16 protein-coding genes and 1 other RNA gene are annotated in these 26040 nt (G+C 41.5%); 6 read left to right on the top strand and 11 right to left on the bottom strand.

What is annotated here, in order from left to right:
• Positions 1-16: 16 nt before the first annotated feature.
• Together EXT43_RS01250 and EXT43_RS01245 are read right to left on the bottom strand one after the other, a co-directional pair.
• Positions 17-1135, bottom strand: a complete 1119-nt coding sequence (locus EXT43_RS01250; protein ID WP_062566509.1) for an SIS domain-containing protein — start codon at positions 1133-1135, stop codon at positions 17-19.
• 23 nt (positions 1136-1158) lie between these two features.
• Positions 1159-2424, bottom strand: a complete 1266-nt coding sequence (locus EXT43_RS01245; protein WP_062566510.1) for a D-tagatose-bisphosphate aldolase, class II, non-catalytic subunit — start codon at positions 2422-2424, stop codon at positions 1159-1161.
• 274 nt (positions 2425-2698) lie between these two features.
• Between EXT43_RS01245 and EXT43_RS01240 the strand changes: the two genes are divergently transcribed.
• On the top strand, positions 2699-4159 hold the full coding sequence (locus EXT43_RS01240) for a Gfo/Idh/MocA family oxidoreductase (RefSeq protein WP_062566511.1): 1461 nt from the start codon (positions 2699-2701) through the stop codon (positions 4157-4159).
• A gap of 102 nt (positions 4160-4261) precedes the next feature.
• Here the strand turns inward: EXT43_RS01240 and EXT43_RS01235 are convergent, their stop codons facing one another.
• The 3 genes from EXT43_RS01235 to EXT43_RS01225 all read right to left on the bottom strand — a co-directional run bounded on the left by EXT43_RS01235 (position 4262) and on the right by EXT43_RS01225 (position 8679).
• Positions 4262-7126, bottom strand: a complete 2865-nt coding sequence (locus tag EXT43_RS01235) for a TonB-dependent receptor (protein ID WP_062566512.1) — start codon at positions 7124-7126, stop codon at positions 4262-4264.
• Positions 7127-7197: 71 nt separating this feature from the next.
• On the bottom strand, positions 7198-8079 hold the full coding sequence (locus EXT43_RS01230) for a FecR domain-containing protein (protein WP_062566513.1): 882 nt from the start codon (positions 8077-8079) through the stop codon (positions 7198-7200).
• 36 nt (positions 8080-8115) lie between these two features.
• Positions 8116-8679: a sigma-70 family RNA polymerase sigma factor gene (locus tag EXT43_RS01225; RefSeq protein ID WP_082710973.1), complete on the bottom strand. Its 564-nt coding sequence runs from the start codon at positions 8677-8679 to the stop codon at positions 8116-8118.
• A gap of 216 nt (positions 8680-8895) precedes the next feature.
• Here EXT43_RS01225 and EXT43_RS01220 point away from each other — a divergent pair, with 216 nt between their 5' ends.
• Both EXT43_RS01220 and EXT43_RS01215 read left to right on the top strand, forming a co-directional pair.
• A complete protein-coding gene (locus tag EXT43_RS01220) occupies positions 8896-11652 on the top strand; it encodes a TonB-dependent receptor (protein ID WP_062566515.1) in 2757 nt (918 codons plus the stop codon).
• Between the two features lie 52 nt (positions 11653-11704).
• Positions 11705-13531 (top strand): metallophosphoesterase, encoded by a 1827-nt coding sequence (locus EXT43_RS01215; protein ID WP_062566516.1) that lies wholly within the window; start codon positions 11705-11707, stop codon positions 13529-13531.
• A gap of 45 nt (positions 13532-13576) precedes the next feature.
• On the opposite strand, the gene EXT43_RS01210 is transcribed toward EXT43_RS01215, so the two are convergent.
• The 4 genes from EXT43_RS01210 to EXT43_RS01195 all read right to left on the bottom strand — a co-directional run bounded on the left by EXT43_RS01210 (position 13577) and on the right by EXT43_RS01195 (position 19891).
• Positions 13577-16255, bottom strand: coding sequence for a M14 family metallopeptidase (locus tag EXT43_RS01210; protein WP_062566517.1), 2679 nt, complete (start codon positions 16253-16255; stop codon positions 13577-13579).
• Positions 16256-16394: 139 nt separating this feature from the next.
• Positions 16395-18641 carry a S46 family peptidase gene (locus EXT43_RS01205; protein WP_062566518.1) on the bottom strand — a complete coding sequence of 749 codons (2247 nt, stop codon included), beginning with the start codon at positions 18639-18641 and terminating at the stop codon, positions 16395-16397.
• Between the two features lie 183 nt (positions 18642-18824).
• Positions 18825-19067: a DUF465 domain-containing protein gene (locus tag EXT43_RS01200; protein ID WP_054561078.1), complete on the bottom strand. Its 243-nt coding sequence runs from the start codon at positions 19065-19067 to the stop codon at positions 18825-18827.
• 185 nt (positions 19068-19252) lie between these two features.
• Positions 19253-19891 carry a response regulator transcription factor gene (locus tag EXT43_RS01195; protein ID WP_062566519.1) on the bottom strand — a complete coding sequence of 213 codons (639 nt, stop codon included), beginning with the start codon at positions 19889-19891 and terminating at the stop codon, positions 19253-19255.
• A gap of 144 nt (positions 19892-20035) precedes the next feature.
• Between EXT43_RS01195 and EXT43_RS01190 the strand changes: the two genes are divergently transcribed.
• The gene (locus EXT43_RS01190) at positions 20036-20581 is read left to right on the top strand and encodes a hypothetical protein (protein WP_062566520.1); all 546 of its coding nucleotides are present in this window, start codon (positions 20036-20038) and stop codon (positions 20579-20581) included.
• Between the two features lie 17 nt (positions 20582-20598).
• A complete protein-coding gene (locus EXT43_RS01185) occupies positions 20599-22245 on the top strand; it encodes an MASE1 domain-containing protein (protein ID WP_130166190.1) in 1647 nt (548 codons plus the stop codon).
• 598 nt (positions 22246-22843) lie between these two features.
• Here the strand turns inward: EXT43_RS01185 and rnpB are convergent.
• Positions 22844-23195: RNase P RNA component class A (gene rnpB / locus EXT43_RS01180), an RNA gene on the bottom strand.
• A 42-nt stretch (positions 23196-23237) separates the two neighbouring features.
• Complete coding sequence (gene rsmI / locus EXT43_RS01175) at positions 23238-24095, bottom strand: 16S rRNA (cytidine(1402)-2'-O)-methyltransferase (protein WP_062566522.1); 858 nt, start codon at positions 24093-24095, stop codon at positions 23238-23240.
• A gap of 61 nt (positions 24096-24156) precedes the next feature.
• Here rsmI and EXT43_RS01170 point away from each other — a divergent pair, with 61 nt between their 5' ends.
• On the top strand, positions 24157-26034 hold the full coding sequence (locus EXT43_RS01170) for a penicillin-binding protein activator (protein WP_062566523.1): 1878 nt from the start codon (positions 24157-24159) through the stop codon (positions 26032-26034).
• Positions 26035-26040 lie beyond the last annotated feature (6 nt).

Below are 26040 nucleotides of genomic sequence, written 5' to 3'. Positions count from 1 at the left end.
CTTTACCCAACACTACTTAGCGAGAAGTTAATGGGTAAATAGTTACCCCTTTTACAACACGGTTAACTTCGCCCGTAGGACAAGGGTTATCAGGTGTTAAACCGAGTGACATTGATTTATAAAATGCAAAAATCTGACAATAGACAATATAATACAGACCTTGCCAAACATCATCTAGCTCGACCAGTTCAGTATTTAACGCCAGCTTTTTAACCGCTAAACACTGTTGGTCATTTAGTAGTTCATTAAATAAATCAGTATCATACAAACTACTATAAAAATCACTTGAGGCCATTAACATCACTGCGGTTTTATCATTAATAATGGTTTTAGGACCATGACGAAAACCAAGTGGGGTTTCAAAGTAACTTATTAAATCACCATTGGTCAGCTCTAAGCACTTTAAGGCCGCTTCTTTAGCATAGCCGAGCAATGAACCTGCTCCTAAAAACACCAAACGTTCAATGTCAGTTTGCGCAAAACCCTTGATCTCTTCAAGTTGCGTGTCGAGCAGCTGCTCTGTCTGCGTGGCCACTTGTGCGAGCTGGTTAACATCAGGGGTAAAAATACATAAGGTTGAAAGCAGCATTGAGGTGAAACTGCTGGTCATAGCAAAGCTTTCATCAAGAGTTTCTTTTGGCATAAGTACACTAAAGCTGTTTCTTTTAGCTGCCGCCCTTTTCGCTAACTCTCCATTTTCATTACAGGTAATAACTAAGTGGAAGCACTTTTCAACAACTTGCTCTGAGATATCAACCGCCGCGACACTTTCAGGGCTATTACCTGAACGCGCATAAGAAACAAGTAAAGTGGGCGTGCTCTTTTGTAAAAAACCATGTGGGTTAGACACAATGTCGGTGGTGCTAACTGCACGCACATTTAAATCTGTTTTGGCTGTTAAGTGAGGTGCTAATGCTTCGCCAACATAGGCCGATGTGCCAGCCCCCGTTAATACGATTTGCAGTCCTTTTAATGCCAAAATTGGCGCTAAAAATGCACTTATTTCTGCTCGATGCGTTTCAATAATAGCCGCTGTATTGCACCATGACTCTGGCTGCTGAGAGATTTCTCTTGCTGTCCAATATGCGTTTTGCTGCTTAAGCTCTGTTTCGTTTAATGATAAAAACTGCGTCATAATTAATTCTCTCTCAACACCACTTATTGATTACAAGCACGCGAATAGGTATTCGTTACTTCCATTATTTTATTGAGTACTAACTCACGTGGTGATGAGTTAATTTGGCCATTGATCAATGCCTTATATTGCGCTGGCATAAACTGACTAAGCAAGGTCTGAGGAATAATTTGCCCTTCTAAGTTTTCAAACAGTTTTTCTACTGTTTGTTTTATTTCGTCTTCAGGCCAGTAATAACGAATACGGTCGCTATAACTATAAGCTCTAAACAGCTTAGCTTCAGCACCTTGTGTTGGGTAAAACTTATTCCAGTAATGTGGCTTTTCTAGCATGATACGTTCACACACATCACGTAAATTAGAACGCTGACCAGCTTCGACTAATTGATCTTCAATATAAGATAACGCAAACAACCCTTCGCGTAGCGCATAGGTAAGCTGTGGACCCACTTTCAATATGGCAAAGTGATCTTGCACCAACTCGTGATAGCAATGATCTGGCTGATAGTCGGTAGAGTGAGCTTCATAAACAAGATTATCGACAGTGGTGATAAACTCTTTCAGTTTTTGCGCTTCATTACGTTGGTAATCAAAAACTTGATGGTTATCAAATTCAACTCCCGGCTGCACAACAACAGCAATAACACGCGACCACACATCGCTTATGTTTAAGTTAGCAAATGCAGCCTGGTGTAATTCGATTGTTTGCTGTACCCCCTCAACATGAGATACCTCAATAATTTCATGTTCTTCTGTAGCGCCACCCGGAGGAGGAACCTCAGTACCCACCACATAAAGAATATCGTTACCTTTTGCTACCGACTCAGCGGCTTGGCACATCAACGCTGCACGCTTGGCAATTTCGGCATCAGCTAAACGTTCTCCATCGTCAGCGCATGGCATACTGGCATCTAAATGAATTTTCTTAAAACCCGCGCTTGCATAGGCTTTTACTAGGTCAACAGCTTTTACCATTGCAACCTCTGCAGGCTCATTTACCCAACACACTGGACCTAAATGATCACCCCCCAAAATAATGCGCTGGGTATCTAACCCTACTTTTTCCGCTATTGCATGAACAAACTCAACGAAGTCATGGGGCTTCATTCCTGTGTAACCACCAAACTGATTAACTTGATTCGCTGTAGCTTCTATTAAAATTTCGGTGTCATCATTTAGAGCTTGCAACATTGCTGCTTCGATAACGAGCGGGTGTGCACAACACACAGAATAAATACCCTGCGCTTGCCCTACTCGATTGTTATTTATAATCGTTTTTAATGCATTCATGGTTTTCTCCAAGCAGCTTACGCTAATGGTTAGATACGTGATTTGAAATTACAGTAGCACAGCGCGAAACGCTGCGCAACAAAACGAAAGGTAACGAAAGGCGCAAAACAAGTTAAAAACACACTAAACACGGTATTCTATAAGGGTTAAAATAATAAAAACCAAAGTTACGAAAGAATTTGAAAGCATTTAATTGTAATTGACTTTGAGTTGCGATATAACAGAAACAACTGAAACCCACTATTAAAATAATCTCAGTGATTTAGGTATCGTTATGACAATAGATAGACGTAGTTTTTTAAAATCTGCCGCAGCCATTACCGCCGCGACAGTCGTGACTGGTTGTGCGAAAAGCCAACAAGGTGATAATCAAAGCACACCTCTTGCAGCACAAGGTAAAAGCGTAATGGGCTTAGCTGTGCCAGCAATGGATGTGGTACGTGTTGGTTTTATTGGAGTTGGTCAACGTGGTAGCGGCCATGTAAAACACCTTTGCCATATTGAAGGTGTTGAAATTAAAGCTATTTGCGACACAGATCAGCTGATGCTAGATAAGTCTGTTAATTATGTTGTTGAAAAAGGCTTACCTAAACCAACTGCTTATACGGGTTCTGATAAAGCCTATTTAGACATGCTTGCTCGCGATGACATCGACATTGTGATCATTTCAACGCCTTGGAAATGGCACACACCGATGAGTGTTCAGACCATGGAAAGTGGTAAGCATGCCTTTGTTGAAGTACCTGCAGCAACCACGATGGAAGAGTGTTGGCAACTAGTAAACACTGCTGAGCGCACGCAAAAGAACTGCATGATGATGGAAAACGTTAACTACGGCCGTGACGAGTTAATGGTATTAAACATGGTTCGTAAGGGGATATTTGGCGAGTTACTACATGGTGAAGCCGCTTATATTCATGACCTGCGTTGGCAAATGAAAGAAATTGACCGCAGCACAGGTTCTTGGCGCACTTACTGGCATACAAAAGTAGACGGTAACTTATACCCAACCCATGGTTTAGGCCCTGTTTCTCAGTATATGAACATCAACCGTGGTGACCGCTTTGATTTTGTTACATCAGTTAGCTCACCTGCACTTGGCCGCGCAGCTTACGCAGAGCGTGAATTTCCTGCGGGCCACGAACGCCGCTCACTGAAATTTACTGCTGGCGACATGAACACCAGCATTATTAAAACAGTGAAAGGTCGTAGCATTATGGTTCAGCACGACACCACAAGCCCTCGCCCGTACAGCCGCCATAACCTAATTCAAGGTACTAATGGTACATTTGCTGGTTTCCCTAATCGCATTGCTCTTGAAGATGTGCCACCAGCTATCGCGAAAATTTACCAACAGCAATATGAAGCAGAGCTCGCTGCCTGGGAGAAAGCAGGTTCACAGGGTCGTAAGCCACATATGCAAAACTTTCATAGCTGGGATCAAGATATGGAAAAGTGGCGTGCTGAGTTTGATCACCCACTATGGAAACGCATGGGTGAAGAAGCGGTCAAGAACGGTGGCCACGGCGGTATGGACTTCATTATGCTTTGGCGCATGATCTACTGCTTACGCAATAATGAGCCACTCGATCAAGATGTATACGATGCCGCAGCATGGTCATCAATCTTCCCGCAAAGTATGGCATCGGTTGCTGATAGAAGTAACAGCAAAACGATTCCAGATTTTACCCGTGGCGCTTGGCAAACAGGTAAGCCACTAGGGATTGTGTCTTAACACTTTCTCTCCTTGGAACACTAAAAAGCCCGCCCTTTGCCCTGCGGGCTTTTTTATTAATACACAAGTTATGCATCCATATGATGATGCTTTGATGATCACTTATAGGGTTAATGAAAGACTCAGCACAAAACGGCGACCAAATTGCTCGACTTTCATAAGTGATGAGGCGTCGTTTGTTTGCACCTCTCTAACTAGGCTTTTATCTGTGGCATTAAAAATATCAAACCGCAATGCAACTAAATCAGAGAAAAGCCAACTGTAACTTAGGTCTACACTTGTAAAATCATCGACATAAACATCTGCATTATTCGATAAGTCTCGTTGCTCTAAAAAATCACTCCGGTAATTAAGGTTAACTGCACTTTGCCATTTCTTTGCATTAAACAGTAAACGCAGATTTGCAGTTAATTCAGACACCCCTTCAATATCTGTGTTGTCGATTTGCTCCGCCGTTAATTTGGCGTCCAATAACTGACTAACACTCGATATCATTCGACTTTGCAGTAGAGAATTTGATAATACAGGTAGTTTCAAGTCAGTACTAAACTGCAGCCCACTAATTGCTGCTTGCCCATCATTATTGGCCTGTAAAGCTGGGTATTGCTGCTGTTGATAGGTTACGTTTTTGATTTGTTCAACAATAAAGTTATCGAGCTGATGATTAAAGGCCATCAATTGCAAACTACTCTCTTCCCCTGACCAATTGAAAGATAGGCTTGTGGTGTTGGCTACTACAGGCTCTAAAGCAGGATTTCCTAATTCGGCATAGGGTAAACCACCAGAATTAACATGTAGTTTAGGGTTTAAATCAGAATAGTTAGGCCGATTCACTGCACGGCTATAACCTAAGCGAGCAAGCCATTGCTCAGACAACTGCCATTTGAAATTCAAAGAAGGTAACCAAGTAGAAATGTTTACCTGCTCAGAAAGCTTTGCTAATTGGCCATTCTCATTAAGCTCATGCCCTAATGTTTTACTTTTTACATAGCTGTGTCTGAGCCCAAAAGCAGTCGTTAATCTTTTAAGTTCTGGTATTTGCCATACGCTGTGCATATAGCTTTCATAAGCAGTAAATTCGGTTTCATAACTATTTAAGTAATCATTGGCTTGCCCATCGGTAAATGGTAAGTCAATATCATACAACTGTAAAAGGTCACGTTTTGGGATCAGCCAAGCTTGTGTAGGGTGTGACAGAAAATCGGCTTCAAATGCCGTATTTAATGGCTCTAACCAACGGCCATCAAGCGCTGGTAAATCAGTTAACTGTGTTTGAGACAAACTTACATCTTGACGAAGATACTGATGAGAGTGCATAGACTTTACTGCGCCAAACTGTAAACTCGACAACCCCCAAATAGATGATATTTGCCAAGTGCCATCTACCCCCCATTCTGTTACTTCATCGTTTACTTCAATCTGGCGGCGGCTTAATTGTGATAACTGTGAGTAACTATCAACAAGCGCTAAATTACTGTCCAATTCGTAGTAGGCAAGCTGTTTTCCTGAAATAGAAATCTCTGCAGGTACAGCTTTTAAGTCAACATGAGTTCGGGTGATTGGGGTTTGCGTTTCACTCAACGATTCACTGTGGCTGTAAAATGGACTTATTTGCCAGTGGCTGCCATCTTTTGCATACCATGTAGGTAATATTTGTAAGGTTTGCGTATGGTAGTAAAGGCCTGATTCTTCGCGTGAAGATTTACTTTTTGCCGCATTAAATTGCACCGTTTGAATACTGTTTTGATGCTCACCTAATATGGCTGTTGCATCATCACTTGATGGATTAATTGAGAGCCGGTGCTCATCGTAGGTAAAATCGGTGTCTGAACGAAGCCAAAGTGTATTTAATTCAAATCGCTGATTAGGCTGCCAAGCAATATTTGTGTAATAGCTTGCACGAGTTCTATCTTCATGTTCGATAGTAAGTGCTAACGTATCGGTGGGAACTAAGCTATTATTTTCAAGCCCTTGCCACTGATAAGCTGCAGGTGCTCCACCATTATTTCCCCAATGCCACGTTTCAAATTGAAATTGCCTTTGTAAGCGGTTTTCGTAATTAAACTTAACGACAGCAGCTAACTTATTGTCAGCTGAAATAGTATTGGCAACTAAACCAAAGCTTGGTTGAAAGTTACGCTCACCTGCAAGGGCTGCACTGGTTAAGGTTACTTTTAGGTGATCATCATCAAATGAAAGCGGATCATCACTGATCAAGTTGACTGTCGCTCCAGCTGCTCCGCTAGGTAACCTTGCATCAGCGAGTTTATATACGGCAATATTGGAAAAAAGCTCGGCGCTGAATGTATCAAAACGATACTGCTGACCATATTGATTCGAGTTACGAACGTTTTCAGTATTTGCTAATCTGTGCCCATTTAACAAGGTTAATTGATACTCAGGGCCTAGTCCCATCGCATTAATATTAAGTGCTTCTCCGCGGTCTCTTGAAATACTTACCCCAGGAATTGCTTGTAGTGCTTCAGCCAAATTTTCAGCAGGTAGAAGAGAAAGCATTGTGCCGCTAGCAAAGTCAGCCTCGCCAATGTAGTTTTGTTTTTGCTGCTGCGCGTAATCGGCACTTTGTTGGTAATCGCGGGCATAAACCACAGAAGAAGCCTGATTGTTTTTATCACCTTTCACTGTCACTTCCTCTATATAGGGCTGTGACAGTGAGTGATGTTGTGTCTGGCTTGGTTTGGAAATAATAATGCCCGATGATGTTTGTTGCCAAATAAAGCCATGTTTTAGCAACAGGGCATCAAGGCTTGCCTCTAGACTAACTGTTCTAGGTAACGTGGCTGAGTGTAAGATAACTGAGCTTACTAGGTTGTCTGGATAAATAATTGCAACTTGGTACTGATCAGCCAGATCATTAAGCGCTGTTTTTAGAGTGCTTTGTGCAGCAAACAGCTGCTTGGCATACAAACCAAACAGCATCAAAACACAGCAGAAAATACGCCACATTAACTTACATCCTCATTGCTAGAGGAAAATATTGTGCCTATTTTCAATGAAAGGTTTATGACAACATCATATCAGTTTTCATCCTTTTTACTTAGCTCAATGCTATCGGGGTATTGGTTTACATCAAGTTCATTTAGCTGAGCGATGAGCTTTGCAGCACCAAGAATGTCGTCAACAGCAAAGCGACCACTTACATGTATATCACTTGGTACATTACTTAATACCACAGGTTTTTCGCTATAACGATTTAACTGAAATAATGCATCATTGATAGACACGTTATCTAAGTCCAACCATCCTTGCTGCCAATCAGGTTGTGAGGCATTAAATTGCAAGACCTGTATTGTAGAATCACTTACTCGGGCACGCTGCCCTTTCACTAATTCAACGTGCTGCGTTCCATCTAAACTGGTTACTGAAACTTTACCATGAAAAACATCAACTAATGTTTCTCGCAATGTTTTGTCCACATTAAAAGCCGTACCAAGAACTTCGATCGTGGCATTGCCCGTATCAATTGTGAAAGGGCGCGATTCATCACGATGTACAGAAAAATATGCTTCGCCATTTGCTAAGGTTGCTTTTCGAGCATGACTATTCTCACTGAACTCAAGTTGCGTATTCACGTTCATTGCGACCTGTGTACCATCAGACAAATTCACTTGTTGTGCTTTACCACTAGTAAATTGTTGAACAGCTACAAGATCAGAGGACGATATGGGCGGCTGTTCATTCACTGGCATTAAAGTCCACATGAAAATAGCAAAGCATGCTGCTACAGCACCGCCCCCCCAAGAATACTGCGCTAAACGACGGCGTTTTTTAGCTTGTTCAAGTTGTTCATTCTGTTGTGCATCCACCAGCTCAAGCGCGGCTAATAATGCAGGGTCGTCCCAAATAGCCTTTTCTAGCGCATTATCAGATTCATAATCATGTTGGTGTGAAAAATTCATCGTTGTCTCAATTGCTGGTAATACTAATATGACGGATTAACTGTCATGACGGGGACATTCATGTACTAAAAAATACTCAGTCATGGCATTTTTCAGCATATCCATTGCCCGTGAAATATGTTTTTTAACTGCTTCTTCTGAGATCCCCAAACTACTTGCAATCTCAGCTCGTGTTTGGCCTTTAATACGGCGGCGAATAAACACATCTCTGCGCAATGCCGGCATTTGCGACAAAACGCGCTGATAAAGTTCAATACGTTGCTCATATTCAAGTGCGGACTCAAGCGATAACGCCTCACAATGAGGCTCATGCTCTAAACTTTCTGGTGTTTTTTTCTGCTCACGGTGGTGATCTATTATCAAGTGCTGAGCCATCCGATAACCATATGCGAGCGGATTATCTATCGCGTCTAGGTGTTCTGATCTAAGTGCCTTGAGAAGTAGCTTCTGAAATAAATCATCCGCATCAGCACGCTCTGCCACTGCTTTGCAAAAAAAGCCTTTTAAAGCGTCTTGATTTGCTATGAAGCATTGTAAAAGTGTTCTGCTTTGCTCTGTGATCTTATTATCAAAGCCGTTAGTCATTGAAGGTAAAGACATATTTAAGTTAAAGGCTAGCTTATTTATCTGAGTATGACGTAAATGCTAGCCTAAAGGGGACAGCTGTTTGATGATCATTTCGTTACAGTTTTAAGTAACTATCGACTTAAAAGTGTCATGAAAGCTTCATTAAAAAATAGGTCCCCTTCTTTGTTAATGCAGCGTCTTTAGAGGCGAATTTAAACCAAATATTGCATTTAACAGGAATTAACCCTCATGACTTACCGTGCATTTTCATTATCACCTTTAGCGCTTGCTGTTGGCTCATTATTAATTGCTCCCACCTACGCAGAAGAAAACCCAGAGCCAATGGAAGAAATTGTTGTCACTGGCAGCTACATAAAAAGCTTAGAAAAAGCGATTGATTTAAAACGCACTAATATTGGCTTCTCAGATTCAATTGTCGCGTCTGATATCGCAGATTTCCCAGAACAAAACTTAGCAGAAGCTTTACAGCGTATGCCGGGTGTTACGATTGAGCGTAATAAAGGCCTAGGTCAAAAAGTAAATGTACGTAGCTTACCGTCTGAATTTACCTTTGTTTCTATTAACAACCTTGCGACAGCCTCAGGCAGTGGTGGCCGTGATGTTGAATTTGATATGTTTGCGTCAGAAATTATTCAAAGTGTCACCGTTAAAAAATCGCCAACAGCCGCAGATGAAGAAGGCGGCATTGCAGGCTCTGTTGCAATTACGACTGCTCGCCCATTTGACTATGATGGTCGTCAAATAGTGGCATCGGTTGAAGGCGCATATAACGATATCTCTGAGCAAAGCGATCCTAAGTTTGCGTTTTTAGCGAGTAATACCTTTGGTGATTGGGGCGCGCTTGCTTCATTCGCTTATTCAGAGCGTACAAATAGAACAGATAGTAACTCTGGTATTGATTTTCGTCCTCTGTCACGTTGGACAGAAAAATCAGGTTCATCACAATGGCAATCAGACCAAACTGTTGACGTTTTAGAGCGCGATACGGGGATCACTATCAATGATCGCTTCGACAAAGATGAAACCAGCCGCGTTGTATTTATAAATAAAGTCGGCGACAGAGCTTACTTAACTGAACAAGAAAAATGGGGCGCAACTTTATCACTACAATACAAACCGAGCAGTGAATTTAGCCTCACTTTTGATGCGCTACTGGGTAACTTTGATAATCATGAAGACCAGTATGATGCCGCAGCCTATTCAGCTTCAAGTATCAGTGCATTAGAAAAAATAAACAGTTACGATAACACCACCCTTGCAGATTATGGTATTACCGTTTTAACTGATGTTAACTATGCCGCAACGCAGCATGAGTTTTTAAGCAAAGAAAATAGTAGCGATACAGACTACCAGCAATTTAGCTTAACCCTTGATTGGATGATAGGTGACTGGGAAGTTTACGGTGTCGTTGGCTACAGTGGTGCAGATAAATTAGCTGAGACAACTAATTTAAAGCACACTGCTTATGGCCCAACTCGCACTCGTTACACATCAACAGGCGGTGAAACCATTGCCAGCGATAACCCCGACACATTCGATATGTATAATTCTCCTGAAGCTTATACATTTGATTACTATGAAGTAAATCTTGAAGATATCTCTGATGACAAATATGCAGCTCAACTCGATTTTAGCCGCCATTTTCAACTAGATTTCTTCCCTGCATTATCAAAAGTTCAGTTTGGTGCGCGTTATACTGATAAATCAAAACAACGTAATTATGGTAGCAACCGAATCACAGGCCCTAGCGCAGGTGATTCATCGTGGGTAGGCACACGTACCTTAGCTGATAGCGAAATACATACTATTTCAGATTTAGTGTCAGGTGGTGAGTATTTATCTGACGTATCGTCTAAACAAGACTGGAGTCAAATTTCAAATAGCTATGCGCGTAATGAATTACGTTACGATGGTTTCGGCGTTGACTACGCACCGGATCAATTCTACGAAGTGTCAGAAAAAACCACCGCCATTTATGCGATGGCTGATTTTGCATTTGAAATTGGCACCTTACCTGCCACTTTAAATACCGGTGTTCGTTACATTGATACCAATGTAGATTCTTCAGGATATCACCAAGTGCAAGCTAATGATGGCAGCACAAATTATACGCCAGCACCTATCTCAAAAGAAGGTAACTATAAAGAAACTCTACCTAGCATTAACTTTAGCTTAGAGCTTACTGACAACTTACTATTCCGCGCGGCAGCATCAGAAACCTTTATCCGCCCTGCATTAACGGATATTGCTTATAAACGTACTGTGAGTTTAAGTGAATTTAAATACCGCGATGGTAACCCTGATTTAAAACCAACTTATGCAGATCAATGGGAAACAGGCCTAGAGTGGTATTTAGAAGAAGGTGGTTTACTTGCTGTTTCATACTTCGAAAAAGAAATTGAAGGCGTAGTGCGTGAATCTCTAACAGGTGTTGTTACTGATGTAACTAAATATAATGACAATGGTACTGTGGATGGCGTTTACGACTTTGATGTTTATCAAAAAGTAAATGCAGATGGTTCGTACGATGTAAGTGGTATCGAGTTCATTGCACAAATTCCATTTGCACGTTTTCACCCAATGTTACAGGGGTTCGGTATTAACGCTAACTATACGACGCTTGATAACTCACTTACAGGTGCCTCTGATTTAGCGATTCCAACACCACCAGAAGGCTTAGCTGACGAAACCTACAATATTACTTTCTACTACGAAAATGACAGCTTTGATGCGCGTATCTCATACAACTATAAAGACAAGTATGTAGAGTATATTGAACGCGATATGTACCCTGTTTACCGCGATGCCTACGGTCAAACAGATATCTCGTTAGGCTATCAAATAAACGACATGTTTAAAGTCACTCTTGAGGGGATCAATATCACAGATGAAGAAACAACGGGCTACACTATTGCTCCGGCTTTCCCAACTATGTATGAGTTCTCAGGTCGTCGCTTCTCATTAGGCTTACGCGGCAATTTCTAAATACATTATTGGGGCCTTTGCGCCCCAATTTTTTTTCAGCAAGGCAACTTAAATGCGATTATTAACGCTATTTTCACTGCTTTTTGTGGCGCTTCAAACCTATGGCAAAGAGCTAAACACACAAATTGCATTTATTCCCGATGTTCATTTTCACGATATCTATGCTGACTTTAGCCAAAGCGGCTTTAAAGGGGTAAAACTAGATAGCCAAACCAAACCCGTTGCAATTCGCAGTATGAAAGCACAGCTTCACTCAACGCGACTTTTTAATGAAAACTACTTTGCTCTGATAGCGGCTTTAGATGATATTGCCGAACGCGGTGTGAAATTAGTCGCTTTACCCGGAGACTTTACTGACGATGGACAGCCCGCTCACCTAAAGGGGCTAAAAGCATTATTAAATGATTACACAAAACGCTACGACATGCGTTTTTTTGTTATTCCAGGAAACCATGATCCTGTTAAACCTATAAAAACCGCGGCAGGTAAGTCTGACTTTTTGAACGATGAAGGACGCGAAGTTGCTATCTTTAGCCCAGATCATAGAAACTGTAAAGCGTCACAGACCGACACTTTGTTTTGCGATGATGGCATTGCTCATGGTGGCTATCAAGAGATTGTCTCTGCTATGGCTGATTTTGGTTTAATGCCTAGTAGCCAAGATTTGCTTTGGCAAACACCTTTTACCAGTGATCATGCAGCCTTGTCAGAACGCCAATATAAACAGTGTAGCGAGGATAAACAACACTGTGCAATGCTCCCCGACACCAGTTATCTAGTGGAACCCGTTGCTGGATTGTGGCTTTTAGCCATAGATGCCAATGTGTATTTACCTGAGTTTAAAAACAACCAACTAACATTCAAAGGCTCTGGAAATGCTGGATACAATAAAGTACTTACTGAAAAACCATATTTAATAACTTGGATAAAGCAAATTGTGAGTGCAGCAAAAAAGCAAAATAAAACGCTTATTGCATTTAGCCATTTTCCGATGGGTGAGTTTTACGATCAACAAAGTGCATCGATTAAAGAGCTGTATGGCAGCGATGCTTTTCAGCTCACTAGAGAGCCAACCAGCAATACACAAGCGACCTTAGCGGAAACTGGACTACGTTTGCATATAGGCGGCCATATGCATATGAATGACACCAGCTTGATTAAAACTGCAAAAAATACCCTTTATAACATTCAAGCTCCTTCAATAAGTGCATACCGTCCGGCATACAAATTGGTCAGCATCATAGGCAATGAAGCCAAAGTTGATACCGTACTTCTTGATTCTATTGCTGGCTTTGACACGCTATTTCCTGCCTATGAAAAAGAATACAGCTACTTAGCAGAGCATAATCCAGATGAGAAATGGCTTGCGGATATCCTAGATAGTGAAGACTATCACCAGTTTACTTTGCGGCATCTCGCTGGCCTTACGCGTTGGCGTTTTATACCAAGGGAATGGCCGGAAAGTTTTAGAAGCGTGTTACTCTCATTCAGTTTCCACGAGCTATTAGGATTATACGACAGTCCAATAAATAAGCCTTTAACACAACACTCTGAGCGCGCGCTGAAAGGAGTCACTCTATTTGAGTTTATACGCGATTTTTATTTACTCAGAAATGCAGGGACTTTGGCATTTGAAGACATTCCTACAACACACCTAAAAGCATACAAAGTCATGGCCCAGCAACTAAATACAATGGGGCAATGTATACCCAAAGATGTGGGGAAAATAGCACAAATCGTTGATGTTTGTACGCTACAGATAGGTCTTAGCAAAGCGCTTATGATTTTTGAAAAGCTAGCAGATGGTGAAAACGATCGCTGCTTGATGATTGATCTAAACTTAAATGCAAACAAACCAGCAAAAGCATGTCGCCCTTAATAAAAAAGGCACCTTAATAGGTGCCATTTTTATTGTGCTTAGTCATTACTGAGCATGTGCTGCAGCGCGGAAAATCGTGTTAGTTAACAGAACATTCATGCCCTCAAGGTAAGCACGGTAGGTTGGTGACTGTGTAAAGCCTATCACCATGCCTTTGCCTTGCGGTTGATGAACAAGCAATGGCTTATACGCAAGCTGTGCTTTATTTTGCTGCCATAGATAACCACTTGCTAGCACATCATCTTTACCTGTAAACCAGGCTAAGTTTTTACCTGAGTTCAGTTTTATTGGCGTGTAAATATCATTACCGTAAGCTACCGCAACAAGGTCTTTATCAACCCCTGCGGTTAACCAATGCTCTTGGTCTACTTCAACATTTGCAAGTACACCAGCTACATAGTCTGGCGATGTGTGTGGCTCAATGCTCGCTGCTTTTAAATCATCGCGAGAATTGAATAACTGCCCTGCCACTTTACTGCTTTTATCATCATTGCTACTTGCTTTATCTTCTCGGTAAGCTTGCTCGCGTTTAACATCTAACAAACCGTAATCAGCATTAGTGGTAAAGCGGTTAGCATTACCGAGGGCAATTAACACGCCACCCGCTTCAACCCAGCTTTTTAAATTAGCCGCCCCCGATTTACCGAGTGCTTGCTCGTAATTACCTTCTGGTAAAATAAGCACTTGGTAATCACTTAAATCAGCCCAAGCAAGCATGGCTGTGCGAATAGCGGTTACCGGGTAGCCAAGCTGTCTTTCGATAACAAAACGAGTGTTACCGGCGCTTAGCTCACGAGTGGCTGCATCCCATGCAATCGCCACTTTAGGTGCAACCATAGGCACTGTTTTGTTACTACCAAAGCTTGGGCCTTCAATCACCCAACTTGAATCAACACCATCAACAATTGCACCAGTTTGCTCGGCAATTTGGCTAATTTTAGTCAGTAAGTCTTTATCGTTTAGACGTTTTTCGATTACTAAGCTACCCGCTGGGTAGTTAGTTTTATCACCTAATACAAATGCTTGATCAGCACTTTTCAGTTTAATGCCAGCTTGCAGTGCTGCTGTTAAAAAGCGTGCTGCGGCCGTATCACCCCAAGCAACAATATAAGCCACTGAGGCTTCTGGATTATTCACTTTACCAAGCAATGTGTCGTCGGCCTGAACAGCTTTGCTATCTGCGCTAACTGCGCGACCACAACTATCGCTATCAACATTAAACATCATCGGCAGTGACCAACCTGTGACATCGTAAATTTCATCACCTAGGTTACGAGCACGACGTCTTTCTTGCTCTTTTACAAATGCTTCAGCCATATCTACTTGGTCTGTAAATGTGGTACGTACAAATACCCCGCGTGGCTGTGCGGTATCAATAAAATAGCTACCCGCTTTATACTTAACGCCACAGGCTTTGAAGTCTTCAGTTGCTTGTTTAACTTCAACACCATGCTCAGCCATTAAGGTGGCGAGTCTATGAGCGCCTTCACGGTTACTTTGCTTAGGTAAAATATAAACTCGCTCTTTGCTATCTTTACCCGAATCAATTGCATCAACTTGATATTGATAAAAGTCACCTAGTAGTTTTTCACGTTGGTTGGCAGCCCCTTCGGCGGTCGAAATTGAGGCCACAAACTGACGCTTTACAGTATTAAAATAGGTGAGTAGTTCACCGGTATTTTTCTCAAATACATGACCACGCGCAGAGCCTACTTCGTAAGTTGATGCTGATGCACCATAAAAAACAGGCCAGCTATCACCGTAGCCTGGGTAAAAGGCATCAAAAATTTCACGGGTAAAATAATCAAAGCCAAATTCATCAAAATACTTCGCATGATTTTGCCCAATCGCATCCATGTTAGCGATTTGAGTTTTCGTCATATGCGGGTTAAATGGCTGAGCAGCCGGTGCAAAGTAGTAAGATTGGTCGCCGCCCATTTCATGAATATCAACCACCACTTGTGGTTTATATTTATTGATTGCAGCCACTCTGCCCTTACTTTCAGGCTGAGTAAGCGCTAACCAATCACGGTTCATATCAAACAAATAATGATTTGTTCGGCCTCTTGGCCATGGCTCATTATGCTCTGCACTTAACCTATCTGCACTGTGCTCAAGACCTACGGTCGCATAATAACGAGTAACAAAGCGCTCACGACCATCAGGATTTTGTAGTGGGTCGATAAACACCACTGTGTTATCTAAAATTTTGCTGTTAATGGCATCATTCGGGGCTGCGAGTAAGTGATATGCAGTAAATAATGCAGCATCGGTTGAGCTAATTTCATTACCGTGCACTGCATACTGAAGCCACACAGACGTCGGTAAATTTTTAATTAGCGACTTAGCTTCTTTTTCAGAGGTGATACGCGGATCAGCCAAAGCTTGGGTGTTATTGGCGAGAGTTTCTAATGAGCGAATATGCTCCGCAGTGCCAACCGCCGCATAAACCAGTTCACGACCTTCCCAGCTGTTTGCGTACTTAAACACTTTAATACGATCAGGTGCAGCTTGCTCTAAAGCGCTAAGATAACGACGCATATCGTTGTAATTGGTGATGCGCTCACCTACATCGTATCCGAGTACTTGTTTAAATGTTGGTATTTGCTGATTATAAGCCGTACCCGGCCACATTGCTTCGGTATTCGCTGCACTGGCATTAAAGCTTGCCGTTATTGCCACAACACTCACTGAAATGGCTTTTATTATTTGTTTGGCGCTCATTATTTTTCCCAAGTAAAAGTATCTGTTTTGTACATTACAAAAGTATTGAAAATAAACAAATTAAAAACGTTAGATTGGCAAAAATTAAAGACATAAAAAAACCGCAGCGATTGCTGCGGTTATTATTAACATAGCGGAGCTATTTAACTAGGGTCATTTCATCAAGTAGGTAACCTGCGTTATCAACTTCTTCCATTAACCAAAGCATGTATCGAATATCAACGTGAATAGCACGGGTAATTTTGGCGTTAAAGTACCAATCTTTGGTGATTGATTCATAAGTCGAGTCAAAATTAAGGCCCACTAATTCACCTTTACCATTCATGACTGGCGAACCTGAGTTACCACCTGTGGTATCAGCGCTACTTAAAAAGTTGACTGGTACTGAGTTAACTTCTAGAGGTTTAGCTGCCTGTGACTCACAACCAAAGCTGAATAAACTACAGCTGACACCAGGCAAACCTAAGTCACCGCGATAGTACGCGCCAAACGCTTGCTTTTTGTAAGCTTCAAGTACTTTATCGGTAACAACAAATGGCTTTTCGCCAGTGTGTTTAGCCACTAAACCACGTAGTGATGTAAAAGGTGTTTTATAAACAGCATCTGCCGCTGGGTAACCATCAACTTGTGCATAGCTTACGCGTAATGTGCCATTTGCATCTGGGTAAACTGGCTTACCTTTAGCGTTATTGAAAGCGATCACGGCTTGCATATACTGCGGGCGAATTTCTGCTAAGCGACCCGCCATTTCTTTTTTATCAGCTTCTTGTGCCATGTTGGTATCGTATAGAGCAACAGCTAACTTTATGAATGGATCGTTTGATGCTTCAAACTCTGCTACAGATTTACCAATCCAGTTAACACGTGCTTCTACATCTGTAAGCTCTGTATTAGCATAAAAAGAAGCAATAATCGCATCAAGCTCAGCTTGTGTTGTGGTATCTGTAATACCTAAGCCGTCGTTTAATGCCGCAACTTGCGCTGCTTTATCTTGCGCTAAATAGTTACCTAAGTAGCTTAACCATAAGGCTTTATCGACTTCAGGCGTAAACTGTTTTTGTAAACGCTCTAAACGCGCTTTAAGCATAGGAAGATCGCGCTCTTGATAACCCATTTCGCGCTCTGCATTAGGCTTTTCACTTTCTTTAGCTAAGCGGTATAAACGAATTGCCGTACTTAATAAGTCTGCGCGTTTTGCGTAATCAAAGTAAAAATGGCTTTGTTGCTGTGCGTGCGCTTCTACTAATAATGACTTTAATGCGTGATATGAATCTGCGTAAGCTTTACGCTCAGCACTTTGTGCAAACCAAGCTAAGTATTCTTGTTCTTGCGCAGCTTTAATAACCGGAATATCCGTTACTTTAAAACCATCTTGTAAGCCTTCCAGTTTCTTTAAACGATTGTTAGTGCTTTTTACACGAGAGGCATATTTAACTTGTGCTTGCTCATCGCCTTTGCTCTGCTTGGCAATCACATCAAGAGTCATGTTGTAAGTATTTAGCAATGTCGGGTAATACCAACTCGCTGAATAATTTACTTCATCTGCTAGTTTATAGCGGCTAGTGCGACCAGGGTAACCTGCCACCAGCACACCATCGCCTAAGCTTACGCCGCTCGCATTCACTTTTAAGAACGACTTTGGCTCATAAGGTACGTTATCTTCGCTGTAATCAGCAGGTTTTCCATCTTTACCAACATAACCACGTACAAAGGTAAAATCGGCCGTATGACGTGGGTATTCAAAGTTATCGATGTCACCACCAAAGTTACCCAGCGCTTCTGCCGGAGCATACACTAAGCGCACATCTTTGATCATCAGTTGCTTGATCATAAAGTACTCTAAGCCATGGTGGAAATCACGTACCGTACAACGGTAGTTAGGATCTGACTCACACTCACTGATCAAGGCTTTGCGGTTTGCTTGAATCGCTTCATAACGGTCTTTGCCGTGTAGATCTGCAGGTAAGTTACCCAATACGCGATCTGTTACATCATCCACTTGTTCAGTTACATACAAACGCTCTTGCGGGCCTGCTGGTAATTCTTTTGACAAGTCAGCTGCTAAAAAGCCTTTTTCAATTAAGTTATTTTCTGGTGTGCTGTTATTTTGAATCGCACCATAAGCACAGTGATGATTAGTTACCGCTAAGCCTTTTGGTGACACAAATGACGCAGAGCAATAGCCTAAACCAACCACTGCATTGAGTGGATATTGGTTAAGATCTGCCACTTGTGAAGCCGGTAACTCAATACCAACGCGGTCAAACTCGCTTTGTAATTGTTTTAATTGATGCGGTTGCCACTGCCCTTCATCAGCGTGTGCGCTACCTACAGCGACAACACCCATAAGTGCTAATGAAGTAGTAATAATATTTTTTTTAATCATGTTAATCCCAGTCAGTGCAAAGCACTATTCCATTGTTGCCTTAAAAAATCGCGCTAAGACTACCATAACCTTGATTGAGTAAAGGGATATTGCGATTAAATACGATTGGAGAGTAAAAATAGAGGAGAGAAAAAGCTCCTACCGTAAGAATGCAGTTAGCAGGAGCATTATTCGATTCATTTATTAAGCATTGGCTTTTAAAAAGTCATAAAGTTCATCTTTTAGCACGGCGCGTTGATGCTTCTTTTCATGCATGTCCGCATCTTCGATTGGAGAGTCTTGCAACTCAAGAGAGCGAATTTCTTTATCCATATCATCGTAACGTTGCATGGTTTTCTTGAAGTGAGCATCGTGTTTCGCGAGGCTATGGATTAATTCATTAAACTCTGGGAATTCATTCAATAACGAGTGTTTTTCGCCTAACATGGGCAACTCCTTTAGCTAGAATTTAAGTTCAATTTCACTGTACCACTGCAACATACAGAGTCAACGCAGTAACCTTGTCCGAGATCAATAATCACAACGATTCAGAAAATATAGCGTTTAAACTAGAAATTTCCGTTTTTGATAACTTAAGCAATTGATAAACAGCATACAAAACGGGAATGGATTTACCCTATGTCATCAATAAGAATCACCCCTTTTTCAAGAGCCAGTTTAGTAATTTGAATTTGCGAAGTTAAATTCAGTTTGCTCATAATGCTGGCACGATGAACATGAGCCGTTTTAGGCATTATATCAATTACCTGTGAAACTTGTTTCGCATTAAAGCCCTGTGCAAGTAACTTAAAAACCTCTAATTCTCTTGGCGTCAGTTTGTTTAATACACTGTCAGTTTTTTGAGGTTTTAAGAAATGCGTGTTAATTGAAGGGCTTAAAAATAATTGGTTTTTAAAGATAGAATGTATTGCTGTTATTAACTCTTCAGCTGCATCTCGCTTAGATAGATAAGCATCAACACCTAAATCTAGCGCTCTTTGAATATAAGACTTTTCCTCATACATACTCAAAATTATACGCTTAGCACTTGGTAGCTTATTGCCAATTAGTTGAGAAACTTCTAACCCATTTCTATCTGGCAGCGAAATATCGATGACGAAGCAATCTATATCAATATCACCTAAGTTTTGTAGACACTCACTGTAACTACTTGCTTCAAAGCTAACTTGCCAATCAGGATCTTCTTCTTCGATGAGAGCCTTAAAACCTTCCCTTACCATTTGATGATCGTCAATAAGCGCAAATTTCATAACAACTCCATGTATTGATTAATCCCATTATAACGCGGGAGTGGATTACTAAGGTAAGAAAAATTCTTATAAGCCTAAGAAAAGTGGAAGTAATTTTATTGTTTATCTCCTTGTAAGCTTACCCAAAATGACAAGGAAATAGCCATGAAAAAGATCGCAGGGGAAACAAGCCACTTTCAAAACATCACCGTATTACTACATTACATTGGCGAGTCAAATTATCGTATTGAGTGGACAAGTAAAATGACAAAAGGCTCTACTAACCTAGTCAAAACAGGTAAAAATAAATATGTAGTCATGCGTAAATGGCCAGAATCAAAAGCCTTAGCTAATGTTACGGCTAACTTCACTTCACGAAATGCCGCGTTTGTTCATTTCATTAAAAATGTAGACATAATTAAAAGTAATGACGAGACCATCAATAAAGCAAAACAGCAATGTTTAGATTATTTTACTCAGTGCGAGCATATCAAGCCGGTAACCAAAACAGCTTTCCCTAAACCACGCTTGCAAGGAGCTTTAGGTCGTGAAGTGATTGTAAAACATAAGCGTAATATGTCAGATATTGCTAAAGGGCATTTATTACAACTCATTGGAAATAAAGCTGAAATTCAAGTTACACAACGTTATACTTTGTGTAACCCTAGCGCCAAACAACAGTTTGATACGACGCAAGTTTATATATTATAAAAAGGTTATGCTTACTCATGGATAGAGTCTTCAACAAAAATTACTTTGTTCCGCTAGCTTTCAAGTTGAAGAGCACCCAGCGCAGTGACATAGTAAAGTTTGCATTGTTTTCGTGCTTAATAGTTTTAATTGCGCCAGTTATCGAAAATAGTCTTTATTTATTTTCCTTTAACTATGTTGTGTACGAGGACTTTGTTAGTTGGTACTTTCCGGTTGGCTTCAGAGTAGTTTGTTATCTGTTTTTTCCTTTACGTTATTGGCCAGCATTAGCAGTAGGTTTTACATTAGGACAAATCAGTTATGTTTGGTATTTTTATGATGTTCCTCTTGATGATGTCCTCTATAGACTGGTTAGCTCTGCATGCCGAGAGTTTTTGATTCTTACTCCTCTTGTGCTGGCAAAGCTTTTCAAAGTTCGATTAGATATTCAAACTGTTAAAAGTGCTGTTACAGTATTATTTATTGCAATTTCATATCGCTTTATACGATCAATGCTCATTATCTTACCGAGTGATAGCCAAAATAAATACCGACTTATTGCTGATGAAGATCGCTTTGAAATGATGTTAGCTCATCAGCTTGGCGGTATCATAACGACACTTATCATGTTGCTTTTCGCGTTTCATGCTAAAACAATTTACCAGCAATTAAATAAACTTATAACTAAAGAAGTTGGCACGCTTTTAGTGCAGCTGTGTTTTTGCCTCACTGTTTTTATTGGGGTTTACCTGTTTGAACCTAAATCACTCTACCTCTTGCGAATGCTCGCTATATTTCCGTTGATATGGTTTAGCTATCGATACGGGGCCTTAGGTGCTCTGAGCTATGCAAGTGTAACTGTTATATCCTTACTCATTAACGTCTATGGTGTGAATGAGACCGAATTACTCCTGACTACGCAGCTTTACATAATAAGTTACAGCGTTCTGGCTCTTTTGCTCAGTGCATTTGTTACTGAATTAAATAAGTCTAAATCCGCATTATTAGAGCAAAATAAAGAATTAATTGAACTTAGTACGTTAACTCAAAACTTAGCTACTAAAGTTGTTAATGTTCAAGAATCTGAGCGAAGCCAGCTTTCACAAGAATTACATGATGATATAGGTCAAAATCTGACAGCTTTAAAAACAAATATTGCAATATTAGAAAAGAAAACAGCCAACCATAACGAGTTAGCATCGACAATTACAAGACTTCAAAACGTTTCAAGCCATATGTATGACTCGGTATACAGGTTAATGCACTGGCTGAGACCTCGTCTATTAGACGAGTTAGGTTTAGAAGCAGCATTAAAAAGCGAGTTATTCTCTGAGCACCTGAATGAAGCTGGAATCGCTTATCAATGCAAAGTAAATGGGCCGATAGATAGCTTAAATGATGATTTTAAAATCGCTATTTTCCGCATTTGCCAAGAAGCATCAACCAATGCAGTTAAGCACTCTCTAGCCACTGAGTTTTCAATAGATATTACTTACCAAGAAAATAAGCTTGAGATAATTATTTGTGACAACGGCATAGGGTTACCTGAACATAAAAACTCAAATTCTAAAGGCGGGTTTGGTGTATTAGGGATCGTCGAACGTGTCTCAGTGCTCAAAGGTAAAACTCTGTTTAAAAATGGTGAATGTGGTGGTTTAACAATAATGATAAATTTCACTATTTAGCATAATGGTTAGGCCAAAATAGCAATCAGCTAAAAACTACGCTCTTCCCATCTCCTTGTATATTTTTATGCAAAAAAATAATCCGCTGTTTTGTATGAGCGGAGTGGTTTTTCTTCATTACGTAAAGATATAGAAAGCAAAAAGCCCGTAGCATTCACTACGGGCTTTAATATGATTTGGTGAGTCAGCCAATAAGCCGCTGTTTTGTATGCGCGGAGTGGATTTTCTCCGCCCAAAAAACAAAAAGCCCACAGTTTTCACTGTGGGCTTTCTTTAATTTGGTGAGTCAACCAGTAAGCCGCTGTTTTATATGCGCGGAGTGGATTTTATTAATTTTGTGTCCATGTAGATAGCAAAAAGCCCCGCATTGCTGCGAGGCTTTTTATGTAATTTGGTGAGTCAGCCAGTAAGCCGCTGTTTTATATGCGCGGAGTGGATTTTCTCCGCCTAAAAAGCAAAAAGCCCGTAGCATTCACTACGGGCTTTAATATGATTTGGTGAGTCAGCCAGTAAGCCGCTGTTTTGTATGAGCGGAGTGGTTTTTCTCCGCCCTAAAAAGCAAAAAGCCCGTAGCATTCACTACGGGCTTTAATATGATTTGGTGAGTCAGCCAGTAAGCCGGGTTCTGTCGTGGATAATCATTCGTCTAGGCCATAAATTGCTCTATGGCTCAAGCAACCTACCCGGTTCCAACGTGGGCCACGCCATAAGGAACCCTATTTGGTCTTGCTCCGGGTGGAGTTTACCTTGCAACCAACTGTTACCAGTGGCCCGGTGCGCTCTTACCGCACCCTTTCACCCTTACCAACCGAAGTTGGCGGTCTCCTCTCTGCTGCACTTGTCGTAGGCTCGCGCCCCCCAGCCGTTAGCTGGCACCCTGCCCTGTGGAGCCCGGACTTTCCTCCCCCTGCGCATTTTCGTTGCAGGCAGCGATTATCTCGGCTGACTCGGCGCGCAGTATACCTGAGCGCGCACGTCTATGCAGTAAAGAATTAGCCTTTTTCGTCAATAATTGCTTTATAAAGTGCGTTTTTCTTCAAACCAAAATACTCAGCCACAACACCACAGGCTTTTTTCAGTGGCATTTCGGCTTCGAGTAAACCGAGCATGCGGCGCGCATCTTCTGGAATATCGTCACTTTGCTTTGCTTTACCCGGTAGCATCAGTACGATTTCACCACGCTGCTTAGTGGGATCATCCGTTAAGAACTGTTTTAGCTCGGCAACTGTGCCATTGAAAAAGGTTTCGAAAGTTTTGGTAAGCTCTTTGGCAAATACTACAGGCTGTTCTTTACCGAGCGCTGCTTCTAAATCATCAAGGCTCGCCATAATACGGTGGGTACTTTCATACATAATGCTAGTAATACCTGAGTTTACCGCTTCGATAAAAAAGGTCTGCCTTGCTTTACTCTTTGCTGGTGTAAAACCAATAAACTGAAAACGATCTGTTGGTAAACCAGAACAACATACAGCGGTAATTGCAGCACATGCTCCCGGCACTGGCGTGACGTGCGCGCCTTGTTCACGGCATAAATTGACCACTGCATAACCTGGGTCGCTAATAAGAGGCGTGCCGGCGTCAGATACCAGCGCAATGTTCATTCCTTGCTCTAACCAATCTACAATTTGTTGCGCTTTTTGTTTCTCGTTATGGTCATGCAGAGCAAAGGTTTTTGCTTTGATATTAAAGTGGCTTAACAACTTTCCTGTATGACGAGTATCTTCAGCGGCTATTAAGTCAACCTCAGATAGGGTTTGGATGGCACGCTGGCTGATGTCATCAAAGTTACCAATAGGCGTGGCAACAATGTAAAGAGTGCCGATTTTATCTGAATTGTCCTCATTTAACATTGAGGTCTCCTGCGTCAGTCAGTAATATAAGCAAATCGCGTTAACGTATCGGGAAATCATTGTGCGACTTAAACTTGTTAGTCTATTAATTGTATTGTCAGGGTTATCGGCTTGTAGCACAACCGAAAAACCTCGAAATAGTGCAGAAAATCAATCGAGCCAATCGAGTATTGCGCTATCACAGCTAACCGACGCACAATCTATGTACCAAGCGGCGCTAAACCGTCAAGGTGCCGATAAAATCCAGCTTTTATATACTGCACGTGATGCGGCTATCAGCGAAGAGCGCTGGGCACTGCTAGAAAAAATCTGCCTCGAACTAGAAGCAACCCCAAGTGTCGACCAAATTCAAAACAAACTTTACATTGCCCTTGCGCAAGAGCATCAAGGCAAAAGCGACTTAGCTTTAGCTCAGTTACAACAACTTGAGCCTCAGTTAAGCCAGCCAGAGCATCAAGCATGGCATCAATACCTGACTGCGCGCGTTTACGCGTCGCAAGGTATGCCAAAACAAGCAATGCCTTTCTTTTTTAAGGCATCAATACTTAGCAGCGAAAATAACTTTACTGTAGCGAATTTAAACAAAGATTTATGGCAAAGCCTAACCCAGCTTTCATCGTACGCACTTGAGCGCTTTAACCGAGGCTCTGTGGTGCAACAAGGTTGGGTTAATTTAGCGCTTTATCATCAAGTATATTTAGGTGCGCCTGTTGAACTTCACCAAGCAATGAATAACTGGCTGCGTCGCTACCCGGGTCACCCAGCCGCTGAAGTGCTGCCAAAAAAAGTGACTGAGCTGGTACAAATTGAGCCTTTAAATGTGAACCGTTTAGCTGTGCTTATTCCACAATCAGGTGCTAATGAGCGATTAGGTGATGCCTTAAAAGCCGGTGTGCTTGCGGCCTTAGATGGACAGTCATTAGAGCAAACTCTATTTATTGATGAATCACTATCAGCTGCAGAGATCTCACTCAAGCTAAGCGAATTTAATGCTGATTTTATTATTGGCCCACTACTAAAAAGCAATATCGAAAAGCTTACTAGCGCACAAACACTGGTTGATTACCCGGTAATGCATTTAAACACCTTTGATGGTGAGCGCATTTCACAGCAGCACTTTTTCTTTGCACTAAGCCCTGAGCATGAAGTTCAGCAAGCATTAGAGCGATTTTTAACAGCAGGCTATCAAAAGCCGATGTTGCTAGCCCCTAATAATAGTAACGGTAAGCGTTTAGTTGAACACTTTAATACGCAGTGGCAACGATACAGCGAAGTTAAACCACAAATAGGGTTTTACTCAGGTAAAGATGATATGCCGAAAACGATCACTGGCTTACTTGAAGTAGACCAAAGTAAAGAGCGTATTAAAGTCGTCAAATCATTATTCAAGCAAGAAGTAGAAAGTGAAACCCGCTCACGCAGCGACATTGACGTGATTTATATTTTAGGTGATGCCACCGAAACACGCTTAATCAAGCCTTATTTAGACGTTAATGTGAGTACCTTCGCAGATAGAATCCCGCTTTATGCCAGCTCAAAAAGCCACAGTAAACAAATTGATAGAACCGATAAAGGCGACTTAGATGGCCTTTATTTTACGGAACTACCTTGGATGCTTGACGGTCAAATTCAGCAACACAATTTACGCCAACAGTACGAAAGCTTATGGCCAGAAAACGCTGATATAAGCCAGCGCTTATTTGCCATGGCGTTCGATGCAGCCAGTATGCTCGGTGATGTAAAACAACTGAGTATGGTACAAGGCAAACGCTTTAGTGGTATCAGTGGTCAATTAAGCATTGCTAGTAATGGCTATGTTACACGCACCCTAGATTGGGCACAGTACAAGAATAAGAAAATCATTGCGGTTGATTTAGCGACTGAGCAACCAATCCCGCTATTTATGCAATCTGCTATTGGGATCAATGCCGCTGAATAACCTTTT

The organism is Pseudoalteromonas sp. CO109Y (assembly GCF_004208935.1).
In the GTDB taxonomy this organism is placed as follows: Bacteria; Pseudomonadota; Gammaproteobacteria; order Enterobacterales; family Alteromonadaceae; genus Pseudoalteromonas; species Pseudoalteromonas shioyasakiensis.
The sequence above is the reverse complement of the archived record's forward strand: the minus strand, read 5'-3'. Positions and strand labels throughout refer to the sequence as shown.

What these genes read in the sequence shown, in the direction of transcription:
- EXT43_RS01250 (WP_062566509.1), bottom strand. Translation starts at nt 1,135, where the DNA reads ATGACGCAGTTTTTATCATTAAACGAAACAGAGCTTAAGCAGCAAAAC.
- EXT43_RS01245 (WP_062566510.1), bottom strand. Translation starts at nt 2,424, where the DNA reads ATGAATGCATTAAAAACGATTATAAATAACAATCGAGTAGGGCAAGCG.
- EXT43_RS01240 (WP_062566511.1), top strand. Translation starts at nt 2,699, where the DNA reads ATGACAATAGATAGACGTAGTTTTTTAAAATCTGCCGCAGCCATTACC.
- EXT43_RS01235 (WP_062566512.1), bottom strand. Translation starts at nt 7,126, where the DNA reads ATGTGGCGTATTTTCTGCTGTGTTTTGATGCTGTTTGGTTTGTATGCC.
- EXT43_RS01230 (WP_062566513.1), bottom strand. Translation starts at nt 8,079, where the DNA reads ATGAATTTTTCACACCAACATGATTATGAATCTGATAATGCGCTAGAA.
- EXT43_RS01225 (WP_082710973.1), bottom strand. Translation starts at nt 8,679, where the DNA reads ATGTCTTTACCTTCAATGACTAACGGCTTTGATAATAAGATCACAGAG.
- EXT43_RS01220 (WP_062566515.1), top strand. Translation starts at nt 8,896, where the DNA reads ATGACTTACCGTGCATTTTCATTATCACCTTTAGCGCTTGCTGTTGGC.
- EXT43_RS01215 (WP_062566516.1), top strand. Translation starts at nt 11,705, where the DNA reads ATGCGATTATTAACGCTATTTTCACTGCTTTTTGTGGCGCTTCAAACC.
- EXT43_RS01210 (WP_062566517.1), bottom strand. Translation starts at nt 16,255, where the DNA reads ATGAGCGCCAAACAAATAATAAAAGCCATTTCAGTGAGTGTTGTGGCA.
- EXT43_RS01205 (WP_062566518.1), bottom strand. Translation starts at nt 18,641, where the DNA reads ATGATTAAAAAAAATATTATTACTACTTCATTAGCACTTATGGGTGTT.
- EXT43_RS01200 (WP_054561078.1), bottom strand. Translation starts at nt 19,067, where the DNA reads ATGTTAGGCGAAAAACACTCGTTATTGAATGAATTCCCAGAGTTTAAT.
- EXT43_RS01195 (WP_062566519.1), bottom strand. Translation starts at nt 19,891, where the DNA reads ATGAAATTTGCGCTTATTGACGATCATCAAATGGTAAGGGAAGGTTTT.
- EXT43_RS01190 (WP_062566520.1), top strand. Translation starts at nt 20,036, where the DNA reads ATGAAAAAGATCGCAGGGGAAACAAGCCACTTTCAAAACATCACCGTA.
- EXT43_RS01185 (WP_130166190.1), top strand. Translation starts at nt 20,599, where the DNA reads ATGGATAGAGTCTTCAACAAAAATTACTTTGTTCCGCTAGCTTTCAAG.
- rsmI (WP_062566522.1), bottom strand. Translation starts at nt 24,095, where the DNA reads ATGTTAAATGAGGACAATTCAGATAAAATCGGCACTCTTTACATTGTT.